This is a genomic window from Pasteurella skyensis (assembly GCF_013377295.1).
Lineage (GTDB): Bacteria > Pseudomonadota > Gammaproteobacteria > Enterobacterales > Pasteurellaceae > Phocoenobacter > Phocoenobacter skyensis.
Genome location: NZ_CP016180.1, coordinates 92,275 through 112,290, shown reverse-complemented (window position 1 = coordinate 112,290; position 20,016 = coordinate 92,275). Strand labels below are relative to the sequence as shown.

The 20,016-nt window shown below is 34.4% G+C and carries 15 protein-coding genes and 4 tRNA genes; 10 read left to right on the top strand and 9 right to left on the bottom strand.

Annotated elements, in window-relative coordinates; translation table 11 throughout:
* The first annotated feature begins 1 nt into the window (after position 1).
* Entirely contained in the window at positions 2–466 is a 465-nt protein-coding gene (locus A6B44_RS00505) for a threonine/serine exporter family protein (RefSeq protein ID WP_090921115.1), read from the top strand.
* A gap of 138 nt (positions 467–604) precedes the next feature.
* Complete coding sequence (sodA, locus tag A6B44_RS00500) at positions 605–1,225, top strand: superoxide dismutase [Mn] (protein WP_090921113.1); 621 nt, start codon at positions 605–607, stop codon at positions 1,223–1,225.
* A gap of 89 nt (positions 1,226–1,314) precedes the next feature.
* On the opposite strand, the gene A6B44_RS00495 is transcribed toward sodA, so the two are convergent.
* Positions 1,315–3,561 carry a hypothetical protein gene (locus A6B44_RS00495; RefSeq protein WP_090921111.1) on the bottom strand — a complete coding sequence of 749 codons (2,247 nt, stop codon included), beginning with the start codon at positions 3,559–3,561 and terminating at the stop codon, positions 1,315–1,317.
* 52 nt (positions 3,562–3,613) lie between these two features.
* On the bottom strand, positions 3,614–5,080 hold the full coding sequence (locus A6B44_RS00490; RefSeq protein ID WP_090921109.1) for a BCCT family transporter: 1,467 nt from the start codon (positions 5,078–5,080) through the stop codon (positions 3,614–3,616).
* Between the two features lie 262 nt (positions 5,081–5,342).
* Between A6B44_RS00490 and leuS the strand changes: the two genes are divergently transcribed.
* The 4 genes from leuS (at position 5,343) to A6B44_RS00470 (ending at position 10,450) form a co-directional block, all read left to right on the top strand.
* Positions 5,343–7,928: a leucine--tRNA ligase gene (gene leuS, locus A6B44_RS00485; protein WP_090921107.1), complete on the top strand. Its 2,586-nt coding sequence runs from the start codon at positions 5,343–5,345 to the stop codon at positions 7,926–7,928.
* A 72-nt stretch (positions 7,929–8,000) separates the two neighbouring features.
* Positions 8,001–8,504: an LPS-assembly lipoprotein LptE gene (locus tag A6B44_RS00480; protein WP_090921105.1), complete on the top strand. Its 504-nt coding sequence runs from the start codon at positions 8,001–8,003 to the stop codon at positions 8,502–8,504.
* An 8-nt stretch (positions 8,505–8,512) separates the two neighbouring features.
* Positions 8,513–9,538 carry a DNA polymerase III subunit delta gene (gene holA / locus A6B44_RS00475; RefSeq protein WP_090921103.1) on the top strand — a complete coding sequence of 342 codons (1,026 nt, stop codon included), beginning with the start codon at positions 8,513–8,515 and terminating at the stop codon, positions 9,536–9,538.
* Positions 9,539–9,550: 12 nt separating this feature from the next.
* On the top strand, positions 9,551–10,450 hold the full coding sequence (locus A6B44_RS00470; protein ID WP_090921101.1) for an RsiV family protein: 900 nt from the start codon (positions 9,551–9,553) through the stop codon (positions 10,448–10,450).
* 40 nt (positions 10,451–10,490) lie between these two features.
* On the opposite strand, the gene pgsA is transcribed toward A6B44_RS00470, so the two are convergent.
* Positions 10,491–11,042, bottom strand: a complete 552-nt coding sequence (gene pgsA, locus A6B44_RS00465; RefSeq protein WP_090921099.1) for a CDP-diacylglycerol--glycerol-3-phosphate 3-phosphatidyltransferase — start codon at positions 11,040–11,042, stop codon at positions 10,491–10,493.
* Positions 11,043–11,210: 168 nt separating this feature from the next.
* Here pgsA and pepN point away from each other — a divergent pair, with 168 nt between their 5' ends.
* The 3 genes from pepN (at position 11,211) to A6B44_RS00445 (ending at position 16,111) form a co-directional block, all read left to right on the top strand.
* Entirely contained in the window at positions 11,211–13,820 is a 2,610-nt protein-coding gene (gene pepN / locus A6B44_RS00460) for an aminopeptidase N (RefSeq protein WP_090921097.1), read from the top strand.
* A gap of 74 nt (positions 13,821–13,894) precedes the next feature.
* Positions 13,895–14,332, top strand: a complete 438-nt coding sequence (locus A6B44_RS00455; protein WP_090921095.1) for a methyltransferase family protein — start codon at positions 13,895–13,897, stop codon at positions 14,330–14,332.
* Between the two features lie 243 nt (positions 14,333–14,575).
* Positions 14,576–16,111, top strand: coding sequence for a tetratricopeptide repeat protein (locus tag A6B44_RS00445; RefSeq protein WP_176673431.1), 1,536 nt, complete (start codon positions 14,576–14,578; stop codon positions 16,109–16,111).
* Between the two features lie 125 nt (positions 16,112–16,236).
* Here A6B44_RS00445 and tuf read toward each other — a convergent pair whose 3' ends face one another.
* The 5 genes from tuf to A6B44_RS00420 form a co-directional block, all read right to left on the bottom strand.
* Positions 16,237–17,421: an elongation factor Tu gene (tuf, locus tag A6B44_RS00440; RefSeq protein ID WP_090921093.1), complete on the bottom strand. Its 1,185-nt coding sequence runs from the start codon at positions 17,419–17,421 to the stop codon at positions 16,237–16,239.
* A gap of 121 nt (positions 17,422–17,542) precedes the next feature.
* Positions 17,543–17,618: transfer RNA gene (locus tag A6B44_RS00435), tRNA-Thr, on the bottom strand.
* A 5-nt stretch (positions 17,619–17,623) separates the two neighbouring features.
* Positions 17,624–17,698, bottom strand: a tRNA-Gly gene (locus tag A6B44_RS00430).
* Positions 17,699–17,735: 37 nt separating this feature from the next.
* A tRNA-Tyr gene (locus tag A6B44_RS00425) sits at positions 17,736–17,820 on the bottom strand.
* Positions 17,821–17,851: 31 nt separating this feature from the next.
* A tRNA-Thr gene (locus A6B44_RS00420) sits at positions 17,852–17,927 on the bottom strand.
* 232 nt (positions 17,928–18,159) lie between these two features.
* Here A6B44_RS00420 and coaA point away from each other — a divergent pair.
* Positions 18,160–19,098: a type I pantothenate kinase gene (gene coaA, locus A6B44_RS00415; RefSeq protein ID WP_090921091.1), complete on the top strand. Its 939-nt coding sequence runs from the start codon at positions 18,160–18,162 to the stop codon at positions 19,096–19,098.
* Between the two features lie 421 nt (positions 19,099–19,519).
* Here the strand turns inward: coaA and A6B44_RS00410 are convergent, their stop codons facing one another.
* A complete protein-coding gene (locus tag A6B44_RS00410; RefSeq protein WP_090921089.1) occupies positions 19,520–19,921 on the bottom strand; it encodes a DUF3461 family protein in 402 nt (133 codons plus the stop codon).
* Between the last annotated feature and the right edge of the window lie 95 nt (positions 19,922–20,016).

Genomic DNA, 20,016 nt, shown 5'->3' with positions numbered 1-20,016 from the left:
AATGGATTTATTTTTTATTTTAATAGACGATATGTTTTTTGCAGCCATTCCAGCAGTGGGTTTTGCTCTTATTTTTAATGTGCCTAAAAAAGCACTGAAGTACTGTGCCATATTAGGCGCAATAGGACACGGTTTCAGAAGTTTCCTTGTTTACGTTGACATACCTCTGGTTTTTTCAACGTTCTTTGCCGCAACACTTATTGGCTTTGCTGGTGTATATATATCAAAACGTTACCTCGCACACCCAAAAGTCTTTACTGTCGCAGCTGTGATTCCAATGATCCCTGGTGTACCAGCTTACCGCTCAATGATTGCAATAGTACAAATTAATCACTACGGTAGTTCACCACAATTATTTTCACAAATGGTGGATAATTTTGTACAAACAGGTTTCTTGCTAGGAGCATTGGTATTTGGACTTGCATTACCAGGATTGCTCTTTTATCGCCATAGACCTGTTGTTTAAATCTAATGCTGAAATAGGGTTACCTGAAAAGCACGTTACATAAAAGTTACTAATAAATATTGTTGTGTTTATTTTTAGTCAAAAAAATGTTAAGGTTTCCAGTGGTATTTTAGATCAATTACATTTTAGGAGTGAACGATGACATATATACTTCCAGCATTAGATTATGCTTATGATGCACTAGAGCCGCATTTTGATAAATTAACAATGGAAATTCACCATTCGAAACATCACCAAGCTTATGTAAATAATGCAAATGCTGCTTTAGAAGCAACACCAGAATTATTAGCACTAGATCCAGAAGAACTTATTGCGAATTTAGATAAAGTTCCTGAAGCAAAACGTACAGCAGTACGCAATAATGCTGGTGGACACGTCAATCACAGCTTCTTTTGGAAAGGTTTAAAAACAGGCACTGTGTTAGGTGGGAAACTAAAACAAGCCATTGAGAAAGATTTTGGTTCTGTTGAAGCATTCCAAGCAGAATTTGAACAAGCTGCGGCAACACGCTTTGGCTCTGGTTGGGCTTGGTTAGTGATTGAAAATGGTAAATTAGCCGTTGTTTCAACACCCAATCAAGACACGCCACTAATGGGTAAAGGTGTTGCAGGCGTTTCAGGCACACCAATTATTGGTTTAGATGTATGGGAGCACGCCTATTATCTAAATTATCAAAACCGTCGTCCAGACTACATTAAAGCATTCTGGAATGTTGTAAACTGGGATGAAGCAGAACGCCGTTTTGAAGCATTAAGTTAGTCTCAAAAGTAGTAATTTCAAAAAGCTGATATAATTTTATCAGCTTTTTTTATTTTTAAGCGGTAACATTTCAATCAAAATTTGCAAATTTATTCGACTAAGTGACCGCTTGTTTGTTTTGCTTTTGATCTTGGATAAAAACTCGGTAATAAATAACCAATTAATGTTATCAAGAAAACCAATATACTTAATATTCCACCTAACACTATTGCGATTGCTTGATACTGCAATAACGGGTATTTTTTATCAGCAATAAAGTTAATCACTAAGGTATCCTTATCTTTGGCAATATTCGTCACTGTACCAATAAAATTTTGTGGTGTATTTTGAGTATATGCCATATTAGAGAAAAAGTTAAACTTGCCATCAAAACTGCGAAAATTAGAGGCAAAACGCTGTTTGCTGTCTGTTAAAATAATACCACCACGAGTTTTGGTTAGATCAAATTGTCCATCTAATTCAAGAATATTTTTGTTCCGACGAGCCCAATCTCTAATTGTTTTTTCGAATTGATCTATTGTTCTTGGCATAATAAATAAAACATTATTCTGATAGAGTGCTGGTTTTAAAAAGACATTTTTAAATTCTGTGACAGGTATTTCCTTACCTTGATATTTTTCATAAAGCCCTGCTAAATAGTTATTTGGTGGATTTGAAAATATATTTGCTAACTCTTTATATAGTTTTTTACAAGACACAGGTAAGTTATCAATACAGGCTTGATCTAATAATTCAATAAATTTTTGGGGATTTTGAATTAAATAGATATTTTTATCCTTACTAAAAAAATCACGAATCTCTTTATTTTCTATTCTGTTATTTATTGAATCTGTCTCACCATATATTTTTTCAAAATAGGTCAATATTTCTTCTTTTACTCTTTTGTTATCGCTTTCATTTTGATAAGTGATAGGATTTCTTTCATAATAGAATGCCAAACTAAATGCCCTTTTAGCTTGATATAAAAAATTAATTGCATTAAGTTTTTGTTCTTCTTTATTTTTTCTGTATGTATTAAGATATTCAGTAATTATTTCAGGTATAACAGGCTGGATATATTTCTTGTTTGGATGAAGATGAATAGCGTGTTCAACAATATTATATGAGCCGTTTCTTTCTTTTAAAACGACATCTAAATTATCTATATTTAATAGTTCAAGTTGATCACCAAATTTTGGTGGTTGAGCAAGTAATTCATCAACACTGTGATAAGTTTTTGTATCGGAATTTAGTAATGAACTTACCAACGGTTTGGTTATTTTATTATTGAGTAAATAGGCTCTTGCATACCCTAAATTTTCTGAAAAAGTTACATCAGAATTAAAAAAGCCGATTGAACCTGTCATTGCAATTAGGGTAAAGATGATTAAACGCTTATGTGGACGGGGTGTTTTATTTTTATAAAGCGTATCAATAGAAACATCATCAGAAAATGCAATTAAATCATAAAAATGCCCTTTTTCTCTTGTGATTAAATCCGCCGTAACGACTACATCATCAGTAATATCTTGAGCAACTTCAGATAATTTTTTATCCTTAATCATAAAAGGATGATTTAAACCTAAAAAAGCAACTTCTTTTACCGCATTGATATTATTTAATGCTCTTGCTCTCACAATTTGTAATGTGCCTTTGATTTTTTGTACACTTTTCAGTCCAGAAACTTTCAACTTGCGTTTAAAAATAGCAAATAGCATTAATATCAACATTACACCACTAAACAGCATTATATAGTTAAACCACACAAGGTCTTCTGCATTACTGGCACACAAAAGTGCAATTAAAGTAGCTAAAAAGGCAAGAGCCCCCCAAACATAAACCTCTTGGCTTTGTCGTACTTTATATTCTGTTACCGTTTCATCACGAATGGCAAGTATTTGCTCATCAGATTGTGGTTCCCAACGTTTTATACTATAGGACAATAAATCTTCACCATTGACACAAAGTGCCACAGCAACCAATGTCACACCAAACTTAGCAACCACATATTCAATCGTATTTGTATTATCTTGTAAAAATAGTTCTAAAGGTTCAGGAATGGAGATATCAATCCCATTAGCACGCATTTTAGCGACTTCTGTTCCCCTATGACGAAAGCCATCAATGGTAATTATTGCATTATCAAGTTGATATATTTCATCAGAAATTAAGGATAAATTAAGTATTTTTAAATGGGGAGAAAGGTGCTTTTTCTCTTGCAAGGAAAGGGAACGAATAGCATTCTCAGGATGTTTGAGTTTTCTTTTACTTTTTATATCTTTAACCAAATATTTAATTGCTATATATAAGCTATATAAAGCGAGTAATAAAGCGCCAATAAATATAAAATCTTGCATCTTAATTCCCTAATTATCTGTTTCAGGTATCTTTAAAATATACCCTGTTGCATCAGGTTTGTACAACTGAATCCTTTTTATATTGTTTTCCCATATCAACAAACATAGCAATGATTTGCCCAAGTTGTACTAGAGCAAAAGGTAATGCTCCTGCAATTGCAACCTGCTTATTCAGATCAACATCATTGATATAAATAAGCGCCATAGAAAGAATAACAAGCAGTATTGCCCATAAAATTTTATTTTTGATACTTTCATTGTTACTTAATATTCCGCAAACCAGTAGTGCTGAATCTGCACTGGTAATAATAAAGGTAATCAATAATAAGATGGCAACAAAAGAGAGTATATAACCAAAAGGCAAATGGGTAAAAAACTGGAATAATCCTTGAGTATAACCCTGATTAACTGCTTGAATAAGTTCACTTAAATAAGGTTGCGACAGCGCCATTCCACCAAAAACACTAAACCAAATAATAGAGGCTAAAGTGGGAATAACAATAACACAAAATAAAAACTGACGAATAGTTCGTCCATAACTAATTTTAGCAATAAAAGGAGCAACAAAAGGTGTCCAAGCAATCCACCATACAATATAAATAACACTCCAACCTAAACTCCATTGTTTTGATTCAGGTTCAATATTAAAAGAGACTTCAGGTAAAAGAATAATGTAACTTTTACAAGAAGAAAAAATGGTACTTAAAATATCTAATGGATTAAAAAGAACAAACATTACCACAATAAAAGCTAACATTAATCCTGTATTTAACTGACTTAATCTTTTTATTCCTCGTTCTAATCCCAATATTGAAGACACTGTAAATAATGTAGCGAGTATTAAAATAAAACTAAAACGGAACCCCTCTGAATCAAGGTTTAATGAAAGACTTTGCTGTAAACCTGTTTGCACTAAAGCAGTACTATTTGCAAAAGTCCCTGCTAGTCCAAAAATAATAGCCATAATGGCTAACCAGTCTACAAGAAGCCATTTCCCTGTTTTTTTATCCGTAAAACTGGCTGAAATATGTAGTGAACGACCTCGATTAAAGCCAAACCAGGCGACGGCTAATGCACCTAATCCATAAATACTCCACGCGTGAACACCCCAATGAAAGTAGGTTAAAGCCAGTGCCGTATCTGATGACTGATGATATTTTTGAGCAAAATGAGGTAAATTTGAAAAATGGAAAAGAGGTTCAGCAATGCCCCAAAAAATTAAACCCGATCCCATTCCACAAGTAAATAGCCTTGCTAACCAACTAAATAATCCAAATTCAGGTTTGGCATTATTGTTACCTATTCGCCATTTTCCAATAGGGCTAAGACTGATACCTATTGCAAGTAATACCATTAAAGTGGCAAATAAAATAATTTCTAATCCAAATTTATCAATACAAAAAAGGGTAAAATCTGCAATAAGATGGATACTATAATCAGGAAGGACAAGAAATATGGTCATAATAATACCAATCACAAGCATTCCATAATGGCTTTTTTTTAAGTGTTGTAAAAACATTTTTTACCTAACTGGCTGAGTTACTATCTATCAAAAATGTTCAAATAATTAGAACGATATTTGAACACTTCATTCTATTATATCTTGATTAATACTGTTTTGTAAAAATACCTAACAAGGAGAAGAACTCCAGTAGTGATAAGAATAGACAATTATTTGCAAAAAAACGTATATATCTGACCGCTTCTTATTTAAAAAAAAGTAAATTTAAGCTATTCTATGAGCAATTTTTTCTATTACATTTTTAAGGCAATAAATCATTATGCAACAACAATATAATCCAAAAGAAATTGAGAAAGATGTTCAGCAATATTGGGCTGAAAATAAAGTATTTAAAGCGGTGAAAGACGCATCAAAAGAAAAATATTACTGTCTTTCAATGTTTGCCTATCCATCTGGTCGTTTACATATGGGTCACGTGCGTAATTATACCATTGGTGATGTCATCGCTCGTTATCAACGAATGCAAGGCAAAAATGTGTTACAGCCTATTGGTTGGGATGCTTTCGGTTTACCTGCTGAAGGGGCGGCAATTAAAAATAAAACAGCTCCAGCAGCGTGGACGTATAGCAATATTGAATATATGAAAAACCAACTTAAAATGTTAGGTTTTGGGTATGATTGGGATCGTGAGATCGCCACTTGTCGTCCTGAATATTACAAATGGGAGCAATGGTTTTTCACAGAATTATATAAAAAAGGCTTAGTGTATAAAAAAACCTCAACAGTAAACTGGTGTCCAAATGATGAAACCGTACTCGCAAATGAGCAGGTACACGATGGTTGTTGTTGGCGTTGTGATAGCCCTGTAGAACAAAAAGAAATTCCACAGTGGTTTATTAAAATTACAGATTATGCAGAGCAATTACTCGGTGGATTAGACAATCTTCCACAATGGCCAGATATGGTTAAAACTATGCAACGTAACTGGATTGGGCGTTCAGAAGGGGTTGAAATTACCTTTAAAGTCAAAGACAGTGATGAAGAATTACCTGTTTATACCACTCGTCCTGATACTTTCTTTGGCGTCAGTTATGTTGCAGTAGCAGCGGCACACCCATTAGTACAACAAGCGGTAAGATCTAATCCAAAACTTGCAAAATTTGTTGATGAAATTAAAAATACTAAAGTAGCAGAAGCTGAACTTGCTACAATGGAAAAGAAGGGAATGGCAACTGGTTTATACGCTATTCACCCTTTAACAGGAAAAGAAGTGCCAATTTGGGTAGCAAATTTTGTGTTAATGCACTACGGAACAGGAGCGGTAATGGCAGTGCCAGCTCACGATCAGCGTGATTTTGAATTTGCTAAAAAATATGATTTGCAAATAAATCAAGTGATCGCACCGCTTGATGGCACTGAAATTGACTTAAATAACGAAGCCTTTGTTGATCACGGTAAATTGGTTAACTCTGCAGAGTTTGATGGTTTAGAATTTGACTCGGCATTTAATGCCATTGCGGATAAATTAGAGGGTTTAGGCTGTGGAAAACGCCAAGTAAACTACCGCTTACGTGATTGGGGTGTCTCTAGACAACGTTATTGGGGCGCTCCCATTCCAATGGCAACCTTAGAAAGTGGTGAAACCATCACTATTCCAATGGAAGATTTGCCAGTAGAGTTACCAGAAGATGTCATAATGGACGGTGTAAAAAGCCCAATTAAAGCAGATCCAGAATGGGCTAAAATGACCATTAATGGGCAAGCAGCAACTCGTGAAACGGATACCTTTGATACTTTTATGGAGTCCTCTTGGTATTACGCTCGTTATACTTCTTCACATTATGAAAGTGGAATGCTTGATCCTGATGAGGCGGATTACTGGTTACCTGTGGATCAATATATCGGTGGGATTGAACACGCAATAATGCACTTATTGTATTTCCGTTTCTTCCATAAATTATTACGTGATGCGGGTTTTGTAACCAGTGATGAGCCAGCAGAGAAATTATTATGTCAAGGTATGGTATTGGCGGATGCCTTTTACTATACAGGGGCAAATAATGAACGAATTTGGGTTTCACCAACAGAAGTAAGTGTTGAACGTGATGAAAAAGGACGTATTACCAAAGCGGTCGATAGAGAAGGACGTGAGTTAGTCCATACTGGCATGACGAAAATGTCAAAATCTAAAAATAATGGTATCGATCCACAAGAGATGGTGGAAAAATACGGAGCAGATACCGTACGCTTATTTATGATGTTTGCAGCCCCTGCTGAAATGACTCTTGAATGGCAAGAATCTGGTGTTGAAGGAGCTAAACGCTTCTTAGGGCGTATTTGGAATTTAGTCTTTAACTATCAACAATCACCTGCAACCGTAAAATTAGATCCAACTTCATTTAATGCAGATCAAAAAGCGTTACGCCGTGAAGTACATAAAACTATTGCGAAAGTAAGTGATGATATTGGTCGCCGTCAAACATTCAATACTGCCATTGCAGCAGTGATGGAACTGATGAATAAATTAACCAAAGCTTCCCTTGAAAATGAACAAGATAAAGCCATTATGAGTGAGGCATTAAGTGCTGTTGTTCGTATGCTTTATCCTATTACACCACATATCTGTTTTAAATTGTGGCAAGTATTAGGTAATGAAACGACTATTGATAATGCAACTTGGGTAACCTTTGATGAATCTGCAATGGTTGAAGATGAAAAATTGGTTGTGGTGCAAGTAAACGGTAAAGTACGTGGTAAAGTGACTGTTGCTGCCGATGCTAATGAAGACACTGTAAAAGAAATCGGCTTAAATGATGAAAATGTAAAACGCTTTACTGAGGGTATGAACATTGTCAAAATCATTTATGTACGAGGTAAATTATTAAATGTGGTTGTAAAACCCTAAGATAGTTTTGTAAATTTACATACGACAGGGTATGCCCTGTCGCCACATTATGGATTAAAAATAGGTAAGATTATGTATAAAAAACTTTCGTTTATTGTTGTATTTTTTATAACAACAATGCTCACTGCCTGTGGTTGGCACTTTAAAAATACTGAAGTATTACCCAAAGAGTTTCAAACGCTAACATTACAAACTAGCGATCAATATAGTGATATGGCAAGAGCATTACGCAGTGAATTATTGTTGAATAATGTTAAGTTAGTGCCTGCACAACCAAATGTAGCAGTATTACGCTTAAACTCTACAACAAACGGCTCCCGCGTTGCTTCTGTATTTAAACAAGCACGTGAAGCAGAGAAAATTTTAAGTGTAAAAGTTTCAACAACTGTTACCATTCCAAATAAAGGACATTATCCAATTGATGTAATCGTACACCGCTCTTTCTTTGACGATTCACGTGCAGCACTTGCAAAATCATCAGAAAGGGAAATGATGATAGCGGATATGTACCAACAAGCCGCTCGTCGAGTGATTGTTAAAATGGTAACCTTAAATCCAGTATTTGTAGAAAAATAATTTTCATTATGCAGAGAATTTTTCCTGAAGGTTTAAAAAACGCATTAGATAAAACATTACAGACCTGTTATTTATTAACTGGTCAAGATCTGCTATTAACCAGTGAGGCAAAAGATCTCATTATTCAAGTTGCTCGTAAACAAGGATTTGATGAAACGATCGATATTAAGGTTGCCAATGACACAAACTGGGAAGATTTATTTGATCAAATGCAATCTAGAGGATTGTTTTTTAACCGTCAGGTCATTCTTTTACACTTACCAGAAAACATTAATGTCGCAAATCAAAAAAAATTAGAAACCTTAGTCTCTTTTATACATTCTGATATATTAGTGATTTTTCATATTCCAAAACTCACTAAAGCAATAGAAAAACAACGTTGGATATCGCAAATTTCAGATGTTACTTTAGTGGTGAATTGCCAAACCCCTGATATGACTAAATTACCCACGTGGCTTTACCACAGAGCGAAAGAAATGGGCTTACAGCTAGATCAGGAAGCAACACAACTACTCTGTTACAGTTATGAAGGTAATTTACTGGCATTAAAACAGGTATTACAATTATTACAGCTGCGTTTTCCTGATAAAAAAATCAGTTTTAGTCGAGTAAAAGAAGTAATAGAAAACTCTGCACAATTTAGCCCTTTTCAATGGATTGATGCATTGTTAGATGGAAAAATTAAACGAGCAGAGCGAATCTTATCTCATTTGAGAAATGAAGATATACAACCTGTTGTGTTATTAAGAATAATTCAAAAAGAATTGTTAATTTTGTTAGATCTGACCAGTACAAATTTGCAAAATATTACACCAAACTACCCGCTAAAAAATATCCATTTACGATCTGAATTTGATCGTTTAAAAATATGGCAAAATAAACGAGGGGTTTACCAAAGTGCTATCAATCGATTAACATATCACCAACTTTTTCAATTATGCCAACAATTAGCAGAATTAGAACGTAAAGTGAAAAAAGAATTTAGTAATAATATTTGGTTAGAATTAGAACGATTTTCTTTAAAATTTAAATAAGGAATAGAAAAAATGAAAAAAAGAATACTCAGTATTGTTATTATTTCAACACTATTTTTAGTGGGATGTAATGAAGAAAAATTAGAGCAATTAAAACAAAAACAACTTGAGCAAACAACACAGTTTGAACAAAAAATTCAACAGCTAGAGTCTCAAATCGATTTATTAGAGAAAGAAAAAGCAATTAAGGTTCAAAATGAGGTAATGTTATTTCAGCGTAAAGATGACACATATCCTGTTGAATTTTCATTCGCCACCCTCAATACAAACAAAGCATGGTTGAATGATCTTTTAATAACGCAAATGCTAATGAGTAATTTGAATAACAAAAAACGAGATAATACCCTAGACTCCAAAACACAATTACTACAAATACTCACTGAAAAATATGAACATGAATTAAATGAAGCAAAAGATACCTTCAAGGATCTTCCAAAAGAGCAAATTAGTGGTACCTATTTCAGTGCAGACTATTACTCTAGTATTGATTATGTTGGACAGAGAGAAAACCTTGCGACTTTCGTACAAAATAATTTTAATTATATTGGTGGGGCACACGGTATACACAATGTTAAGTATTTGAATATTGATTTGAATAAAAAAATTATTCTTTCCCTTGACGATCTCTTCACTACTGAAAATCAAACTAAATTAAAAGAGATGTTATGGGATCGCTATGAGCCACAATATCGTACAGCAGATGGTAATATGGGCTTTTTCTTTCAAAATAAACAAAAATTGTATTTGCCAAAAGACTTTTATTTTTCTGCTTTAGGCATCAATTTTGTATACCCTGTTTACGAAATTGGTTCATATGCAGATGGTCAAAAAGAGCTGACACTGAGTTGGAGTGAAATAAACCCATTAATAAATCAAGCGTTTAGTACAAGAAAAGCACTATTTTCTGAGTAATAAAAAACGGTGGTTATATTTCCACCGTTTTTCTTTAATTCTAGTTATTGTTGATGAGACTATTTTTTGAAGCTTTTAAATATTGTAACATTGACCAAATAGTTAAAATTGCCGCAATATATAACGCAATGAATGCGGCGACTTCCGCAGCAAAATTAACTCGCCACAATAACCCAACTAAAGCGACCATTTGAGCGGTTGTTTTTACCTTTCCTAACCAAGACACTGCCACATTGGCTCGCTCGCCAATTTCCGCCATCCATTCACGTAAAGCTGAAATAATAATTTCTCTTGCAATCATTATTGTTGCTGGAATAGTCACCCACCAAGTGTGATAATGTTCCACAACACAGACTAAAGCTGCAGCAACTAATACCTTATCTGCCACAGGATCTAAAAAAGCCCCTAAACGGGTCACTTGATTCCATTTGCGTGCTAAATACCCATCAAACCAATCCGTCAATGCCGCAATAAAAAACAGCAATGCACTCAATTCTGGTGCATATTTAAAAGGTAAATAAAATGCAATAATAAAAAGAGGGATCAAGATCACTCGAAAAAAAGTAAGATAAGTGGGTAAATTTAGCTTCATTTTGTATATGACTGTCAACTAGAGTTCAAATTGACTATATTCTATTCTATCAGACTAAATGATGGAAGCTAAAAACATCAATAAGTAATAACTTTTATGAATTTTTTTGTAATTTTATGCAAATAAATTTAAACTAGCATATGTAATCTAATTTTCTAAGGAAATTGTATGCAACCTAAAGCCAAACACAGAAAAGACTATCAAGTTCCTGATTTTACAATCAGTGAAATTTACCTTGATTTTCAACTTGATGCGACTGTTACTATAGTCACTTCTTATTTAACTGTTATTCGTAAAAAACCGCAAGCAACCCATCTTCGTTTAGATGGACACAGTTTTGAGTTTCTATCATTAAAATATAATGGTGTAGAGTTTCCTCACTTTACCCAAGATAAAGAATCTCTTACATTAGATTTAACGAATTATTCAGACAAACAGTTTGAACTCGAAATTAGAACCGCATTAAATCCTTCACAAAATAGCTCTTTACAGGGGTTATACAAGTCTGGTGATGGTATTTGTACTCAATGTGAATCTGAGGGTTTCCGTCAAATCACTTATATGCTCGACCGTCCTGATGTACTTGCAAAATATACGACGAAAGTGACCGCTAGTAAAACACAATTTCCTATTCTACTTTCAAATGGCAATCGTATTGCACAGGGAGAATTAGAAGATGATCGTCATTGGGTGAAATGGCAAGATCCATTTTTAAAACCAAGTTATTTATTTGCTTTAGTTGCTGGTGATTTTGATTTACTTGCTGATACCTTTACCACAATGAGTGGTCGTAAAGTAGCCTTAGAAATTTATGTTGATAAAGGTAATCTAGATCGTGCTTCTTGGGCGATGGAAAGTTTAAAACGAGCAATGAAATGGGATGAGGAACGTTTTGGATTAGAATATGATTTAGATATTTATATGATTGTAGCCGTTGATTTCTTTAATATGGGAGCAATGGAAAATAAAGGATTAAATATTTTCAATTCAAAATATGTATTAGCCAATCCTCAAACAGCAACAGATAAAGATTATATTGATATTGAAAGTGTTATTGGACACGAGTACTTCCACAATTGGACAGGGAATCGTATTACCTGCCGAGATTGGTTTCAATTAAGCTTAAAAGAGGGATTAACCGTCTTTAGAGATCAAGAATTTACATCAGATTTATGGTCCCGTTCAGTAAAACGTATCGAAGACGTTAAACTGCTTCGTTCTGTACAATTTGCGGAAGATGCCAGCCCTATGGCACACCCAATTCGTCCTGAAAAAGTAATCGAAATGAATAATTTCTACACTGTTACAGTATACGAAAAAGGGGCAGAAGTCATTCGAATGATCCATACTTTGTTGGGTGAAGAGAAATTCCAAAAAGGAATGCAACTTTATATTACGGAAAATGATAGTACAGCAGCAACTTGTGAAGACTTTATTTCTGCAATGGAACGAGCTTCCGATATTGATTTAACCCAATTCCGCCGTTGGTACAGTCAATCAGGAACACCTGAATTAACAATTAGTGACGAATATGACGAGCGAACCTATACTTATCGCTTACAAGTGGCACAAAACACGGCAGCAACAGCAGATCAATTAGATAAAGTATGTTTACATATCCCACTTAAAATTCAATTATATTCTCAAGAAAAAGGAAAGAGAGTTAAGTTACAATATAATTCTCAGACGGTAAGTGATGTATTAGATGTTACACAAAATTATCAAGTTTTTGAGTTTCATAATATCAAACATCGTCCTGTACCCGCATTACTTTGTGATTTTTCTGCTCCGGTACGTTTAGATTATAATTACTCAAACGAACAATTACTGCTTTTACTAAAATATGCAGAAAATGATTTTGTTTGCTGGGATACAATGCAAACACTCTTTAATAATGAACTCCACCAAAATCTTATTCATTATCAACAGAATGAAGAATTGATACTTTCAGACAGTATGATTGAAGCAATTCATTTTGTGTTATCGGCACAAAAAGATACTATGCTAACAGCACTAATGTTGACACTTCCAAAAGAAACTGAGTTTGCTGAATTATTTAAAGTCATAGATCCTGAGGGTATTACTGCGGTACATCACTTTATGCAAAAGAGTATCGCAAAAATCTTCCGAAAAGATCTCTTAAATCTGTACCATCAAAATGAAACTACTACCTATCAAATTACAGCAGAAGATATAGCAAAACGAGCCTTAAGAAACACTTGTTTATCCTATTTGGCATTCCTAAAACAGGGAAATAGCTTGGTATTATCTCATTATCAATCCGCAAACAATATGACAGATACGCTAGCAGCGTTGAGTTTAAGTGTTAAAGCGCAATTGGCTTGTAGAGATGAACTATTAAGTCATTTTGAAGAAAAATGGCATCACGATGGATTGGTAATGGACAAATGGTTTATGATTCAAGGAATGCGTCCTGATGAGAATGCATTAGAAACAGTACAACATTTACTTGATCATCCTAGTTTTAATTTTAAAAATCCAAATCGTGTACGTGCATTAATAGGTGCTTTTAGTTCGCAAAATTTAAGAGCTTTCCATTCTATTGATGGTTCTGGTTATCGCTTCCTAGTGGAAATATTAATCAAAATGAACAAAATTAATCCTCAAGTTAGTGCAAGATTAATTGAACCACTCATTAAATTTTCTCGCTATGATAATCAACGCCAAACATTAATGCGTAGAGGTTTAAAACGTCTATTAGATATGGATAATTTAGCTAAAGATCTATTTGAGAAAATAGATAAAGCACTACAGTAATCACAGTATAAATAGGTAGTTTATAGCTACCTATTTTTATAATGATTGAATATTCAAATAAAAAAGGAGTTATTATGGAATTAAAAATTCCACCACCCGTTGTCTTACTAAGTTGTGCATTAATAATGAAATTGATGCCAGAGATATGGCAAGTGACATTCTCTCTCTCCCTTATTATTGGTATTATTTGTCTTGCAATCATTATTGATATTTGGTGTTTATTTGCATTTTTTCAACAGAAAACTACCGCTAGCCCACTGAGTCCGAGTAAAACATCTACCTTAATTACATCAGGAATATACCGTTTTAGCCGTAATCCAATGTATTTAAGTCTAGCTCTCTATTTAATTGCTTGGGGACTGTGGTTAGGGAATATTACCGCCTTGATTGGAGTGATATTATTTTGCCTTTATATCACTTATTTTCAAATTATCCCCGAAGAACGACACTTAGAAAACTTATTTGGTGACAAATACCTCCAATATAAAAAAAGCGTAAGACGTTGGATTTAAACTTTCCTTATACTTAAATAGATAGTACAAACAAAAAGGCGTATCTTTCGATACGTCTTCTTTCAGCATTTTGCTTTATAAATAAATCTAATTATTTAACAATTTTAGCAACAACACCCGCACGTCCACCTTCACGGATAACGAAGCGTAAACCTTTGTCCATTGCAATAGAAAAATAAATCACCTATTATAATAAAGAAAAGATTAGCGAACTTGTACAAACTTTTGATGGAGGATTACACAATGCAACACTGGGATCAATTCGTAGTATATATATCAAAAAATAAAGAGTGGTTATTTAGTGGTGCTGGTCTTATGGCTATTGGTTTTATAGTTAAATTTTTTATTAAACCAAAACCTACAAATACAAATACAAATAATACCATAGAAGCTGGGCGTGATATAAATGGTGATATTACCATTAATAATGGCTTCACAGAGAAACAACTAAAAGAGTTTCTATTAACAATTCAAGAACAACTATCAAATGGACTTAAACACTCTTTATCAGAGCAAGAAAAAAATCGTTTAGAAAAAGAATTACAAGCAACAGAAGAAAAACTCCAAAATATAACAGCCACATACCAACAAGAAGTACAATTAAGAAAAGAAGCTGAAAAAACCATCCTTACCCTAAAATCAAACCAACCTAAAGCAAAAATAGCACGAGCTTTAGAAGAATTACGTAATAATCCTGATACTCGAACAGTAGAAAAAATCCTTGATGAAATTGTTGAATCAGGGACTAAAGAACTCGCCCCAGCAGCCTACGAAAGTGGTAAATTAGCAGAAAACCGTGTGGATTACCGCAAAGCAATGAAAGCATTTACTAAAGCAGTAATACTTGATGGAAACAACCCTGATTATTTACTTAAAGCGGCACAAATGGCAAGAAAAGTAGGTAATCTTGACCAAGCTCAACAATGGTTTGAAACACTGATTAAACTTACTCAACACGATACCAATAGTCTTGATTATGCAGTTGCTCAAAGCGGACTCGCTGGAGTCTTCTATGAACAAGGCAAGTATGCTAAAGCAGAGCCTGTGTACAAAAGGTCTTTGGCAATCACAGAAAAGGCTTTGGGTGAAAATCATCCTTCTGTGGCAGCCACATTAAATAATCTCGCAGAATTATATAGAATACAAGGCAAGTATGCTAAAGCAGAACCTTTGTACAAAAGGTCTTTGGCAATCACAGAAAAGGCTTTGGGGGAAAATCATCCTTCTGTGGCAGCCACATTAAATAATCTTGCAGGACTATATAAAGAACAAGGCGAGTATGCTAAAGCAGAGCCTTTGTACAAAGAGTCTTTGGCAATAAAAGAAAAGGCTTTGGGTGAAAATCATCTTTCTGTGGCAGCCACATTAAATAATCTCGCAGAATTATATAGAATACAAGGCAAGTATGCTAAAGCAGAACCTTTGTACAAAAGGTCTTTGGCAATCACAGAAAAGGCTTTGGGGGAAAATCATCCTTCTGTGGCAGCCACATTAAATAATCTCGCAAGTTTATATGAAGCACAAGGCGAGTATGCTAAAGCAGAGCCTTTGTACAAAAGGTCTTTGGCAATCACAGAAAAGGCTTTGGGGGAAAATCATCCTTCTGTGGCAGCCACATTAAATAATCTCGCAAGTTTATATGAAGCACAAGGCGAGTATGCTAAAGCAGAGCCTTTGTACAAAAAGGCTTTAAATATCTTGCACAAAATATTTCCTAAGGGTCACCCCTATATTGATATTGTAGAAAGCAACTATAATGCTTTAAAAAACAAAAAATAGAACATAAGAATAAATCTAATTACTAAAAAAGAAAACCCATCTATAAAACTAGATGGGTTTCTTAATATTCTGTTAAGGGTATATCTTACAATACACCCTTTAGCATTGTGCTTAAATAAATCTAATTATTTAACAATTTTAGCAACAACACCCGCACCTACTGTACGTCCACCTTCACGGATAGCGAAGCGTAAACCTTCGTCCATTGCAATTGGGTGAATTAGGCTTACTACCATTTGAATGTTATCACCTGGCATTACCATTTCTACGCCTTCTGGTAATTCAATAGTACCAGTTACGTCAGTTGTACGGAAGTAGAACTGTGGACGGTAACCTTTAAAGAATGGCGTATGACGTCCACCTTCATCTTTACTTAATACATAAACTTCTGATGTGAAGTCGGTGTGTGGCGTGATTGAACCTGGTTTAGCAAGTACTTGACCACGTTCGATTTCTTCACGTTTTGTACCACGTAATAATGCACCTACGTTCTCACCAGCACGACCTTCGTCTAGTAATTTACGGAACATTTCAACACCCGTTACAACTGTTCTTGTTGTTTCTTTGATACCAACGATTTCTACTTCATCACCAGTACGAACCACACCACGCTCAACACGACCAGTTACTACTGTTCCACGACCTGAAATTGAGAATACATCTTCAATTGGTAATAGGAATGGTTGGTCAATTGCACGTTCTGGCTCTGGAATGTAGCTATCTAAATGATCCGCTAATTCTAAGATTTTTTCTTCCCATTCTGCTTCGCCTTCTAACGCTTTTAACGCTGAACCACGTACGATTGGTGTATCGTCACCTGGGAAGTCATAGTCAGAAAGAAGTTCACGCACTTCCATTTCAACTAATTCTAATAATTCTTCATCATCAACCATATCACATTTGTTTAAGAATACGATGATGTAAGGAACACCTACTTGGCGACCTAAAAGGATGTGCTCACGTGTTTGTGGCATTGGACCATCTGTTGCAGCAACTACTAAGATTGCTCCGTCCATTTGTGCAGCACCTGTAATCATATTTTTTACATAGTCTGCGTGTCCTGGGCAGTCAACGTGTGCATAGTGACGTGTTTCTGTATCATACTCAACGTGTGAAGTATTGATAGTGATACCACGCGCTTTTTCTTCTGGCGCATTATCGATTTGTGCAAAATCACGAGCTTCACCACCTGTTTTTTTAGCTAAAACAGTTGTGATTGCAGCAGTTAAAGTTGTTTTACCGTGGTCAACGTGGCCGATTGTTCCCACGTTTACGTGCGGTTTTGTACGTTCAAATTTCTGTTTAGACATTATAAAAGTCCCTCTAAAACAAACACGGTTACAATGGTAATTACCACATTAACCAAATAAAAAATAAATTCGTTGAGTTTTCTATTATACACAATATTAAGGAAAATAAAAATGGAAAAGATGGTGCTGATAGGCGGATTTGAACCGCCGACCTCACCCTTACCAAGGGTGTGCTCTACCAACTGAGCTATATCAGCGACACTGGAGCGGGCAGCGGGAATCGAACCCGCGTCATCAGCTTGGAAGGCTGAGGTAATAGCCACTATACGATGCCCGCGGCTAAATTTTATCTGTCCTATTAGCGTAAATAGAAATGGTGGAGGGAGAAGGATTCGAACCTTCGAAGGCTGAGCCAACAGATTTACAGTCTGCCCCCTTTGGCCGCTCGGGAACCCCTCCACGATTATAGATTACTTATTTACATAAAATATGGTGCCGACTACCGGAATCGAACTGGTGACCTACTGATTACAAGTCAGTTGCTCTACCTACTGAGCTAAGTCGGCATTATGTAAGCAAGTGGTGCGTATTATAGAAATTCTGACAAAGTGTGCAAGTCTTTTTTTGAAAAAAATAGGTTTTTTCGGTTTTTTTGATTATTTACCGCTCAAAATGTTGCTTTATTAGGTATTTTTTGAAATTTTTCCCCTATTTATCTCATTTATATTGTAATATTTAGCGTTTCGGTTGCTATTAACTTAGCCACTTTAATTATGAATAATATTTTGAGAAAAAATTATGTACTCAAAAGAAGCTAACAGTATTACACCATTTTTAACTTTTAATCGCCAGCAATGGGCAGAATTAAGAAAATCTGTACCATTAAAACTTACAGAACAAGATTTAAAGCCCTTGTTGGGAGTTGATGAAGACTTGTCACTTAAGGAAGTAAGTACCATTTATTTACCCCTTGCTCGTTTAATTAATTACTATATTGACGAAAATATCAAACGCCAAGCCGTGTTGCAGCGCTTTCTCGGTGTTCCTCCTCAAAAAACACCTTATATTATTAGTATTGCAGGTAGTGTATCAGTCGGTAAAAGTACCTCCGCTCGTATTCTACAAGCATTGTTATCACAATGGCCTCATAATAGACAGGTTGATTTAATTACCACTGATGGATTTTTATTGCCACTGGCTGAATTAACAGAAAAAAATCTGTTAAATAAAAAAGGGTTTCCTGAATCATATAATACACAGAAACTTATCCAATTTGTTTCTGATATAAAATCAGGAAAACCTAAGGTTACCGCTCCCGTTTATTCACACCTGACTTACGATATTGTACCGAATAAATTTGATGTTGTTGATCAACCAGATATTTTAATCTTAGAGGGGCTTAATGTGTTACAAACAGGAATAAAATCCAATAATGTGTTTGTGTCAGATTTAGTAGATTTTGCTATTTATGTTGATGCCAAAGAGACGTATTTAAAAGAATGGTATGTTAATCGTTTTTTAAAATTTAGACGTGGTGCTTTCGCTGATCCAAACTCTTATTTCCATCATTACTCTCAGCTCTCTGAACAAGAGGCGATCAAAATAGCTACCGATATTTGGTATGAAATCAATGGGTTAAATTTGAAGAAAAATATTTTACCTACTCGAGAAAGAGCAAATCTCATTCTAACTAAAGGAATAAATCATCAAGTAGAAACGGTTAAACTACGTAAATAACATTTAAAATGAAATCATCAAGTAGAAACAGTTAAACTACGTAAATAACATTTAAAATGAAATCATCAAGTAGAAACAGTTAAACTACGTAAATAACATTTAAAATGAAATCATCAAGTAGAAACAGTTAAACTACGTAAATAACATTTAAAATGGTTACATTTGATTAAAAATTTGCAAATTTTTAATCAAATGTACCCGCTTCCCTCAATAAAATGTAATATTGCTTGTTTTCCCATTTCATAATGAGGAAGCTTTACGGTTGTGAGCGATAGAGGAAATAAGTTCATTTCCAGTTATTATTCACCCCTCCGTATTTCAATTTCGTTCTTTCATCTAGCCAAACAATCAAAAAACAATTTATCCTAACTCTATCTATTTAAAAAATTATTATGTTCAATAACAAAATCTTAGTAGATATTTACAGTTTTTCAATATCAGCTCGGAAACTGGCTAATTGTGAGAGAGTAAGATTATGAAAATCTTCAATATCTTTTTCAAAATCATTAATTTCTTTAAGTAATTGCTCTTTTTTATTCTTTGTACTTTTTTTAGCTGCTAGTAGTGTTTCTAATTCAAGTAATACCTGTGTTAGTACAGGAGAAACTTCCGTAACAACCGATTGAGCAAGTTCATTTTCATTGTTCATTCCTTTCATCGGGTGGCGTGAAAATTTAAAACGTTTTGACGTAGGCAATAGTGAGCCTTTTTTACGTGCATAGCGAATACGTAAGGTATCAATATTTCCTGATGTTGAAAGTGTATAGCCACGAATTTGATGAGGACGTGTAATATCTAGTTTTTTTAATGTTGGGTATTCCATAATAATTCCTAGTGTCAATTAATTTGATCTTAAAAAACAATCCGTAAGAATTGATTTTCCTACGGATTAATTAATCATTACCTCTTTTTAGGGGT

What these genes read in the sequence shown, in the direction of transcription:
- A6B44_RS00445 (WP_176673431.1), top strand. Translation starts at nt 14,576, where the DNA reads ATGCAACACTGGGATCAATTCGTAGTATATATATCAAAAAATAAAGAG.
- A6B44_RS00455 (WP_090921095.1), top strand. Translation starts at nt 13,895, where the DNA reads ATGGAATTAAAAATTCCACCACCCGTTGTCTTACTAAGTTGTGCATTA.
- pgsA (WP_090921099.1), bottom strand. Translation starts at nt 11,042, where the DNA reads ATGAAGCTAAATTTACCCACTTATCTTACTTTTTTTCGAGTGATCTTG.
- coaA (WP_090921091.1), top strand. Translation starts at nt 18,160, where the DNA reads ATGTACTCAAAAGAAGCTAACAGTATTACACCATTTTTAACTTTTAAT.
- leuS (WP_090921107.1), top strand. Translation starts at nt 5,343, where the DNA reads ATGCAACAACAATATAATCCAAAAGAAATTGAGAAAGATGTTCAGCAA.
- pepN (WP_090921097.1), top strand. Translation starts at nt 11,211, where the DNA reads ATGCAACCTAAAGCCAAACACAGAAAAGACTATCAAGTTCCTGATTTT.
- sodA (WP_090921113.1), top strand. Translation starts at nt 605, where the DNA reads ATGACATATATACTTCCAGCATTAGATTATGCTTATGATGCACTAGAG.
- A6B44_RS00410 (WP_090921089.1), bottom strand. Translation starts at nt 19,921, where the DNA reads ATGGAATACCCAACATTAAAAAAACTAGATATTACACGTCCTCATCAA.
- A6B44_RS00505 (WP_090921115.1), top strand. Translation starts at nt 2, where the DNA reads ATGGATTTATTTTTTATTTTAATAGACGATATGTTTTTTGCAGCCATT.
- holA (WP_090921103.1), top strand. Translation starts at nt 8,513, where the DNA reads ATGCAGAGAATTTTTCCTGAAGGTTTAAAAAACGCATTAGATAAAACA.
- A6B44_RS00495 (WP_090921111.1), bottom strand. Translation starts at nt 3,561, where the DNA reads ATGCAAGATTTTATATTTATTGGCGCTTTATTACTCGCTTTATATAGC.
- A6B44_RS00490 (WP_090921109.1), bottom strand. Translation starts at nt 5,080, where the DNA reads ATGTTTTTACAACACTTAAAAAAAAGCCATTATGGAATGCTTGTGATT.
- A6B44_RS00480 (WP_090921105.1), top strand. Translation starts at nt 8,001, where the DNA reads ATGTATAAAAAACTTTCGTTTATTGTTGTATTTTTTATAACAACAATG.
- A6B44_RS00470 (WP_090921101.1), top strand. Translation starts at nt 9,551, where the DNA reads ATGAAAAAAAGAATACTCAGTATTGTTATTATTTCAACACTATTTTTA.
- tuf (WP_090921093.1), bottom strand. Translation starts at nt 17,421, where the DNA reads ATGTCTAAACAGAAATTTGAACGTACAAAACCGCACGTAAACGTGGGA.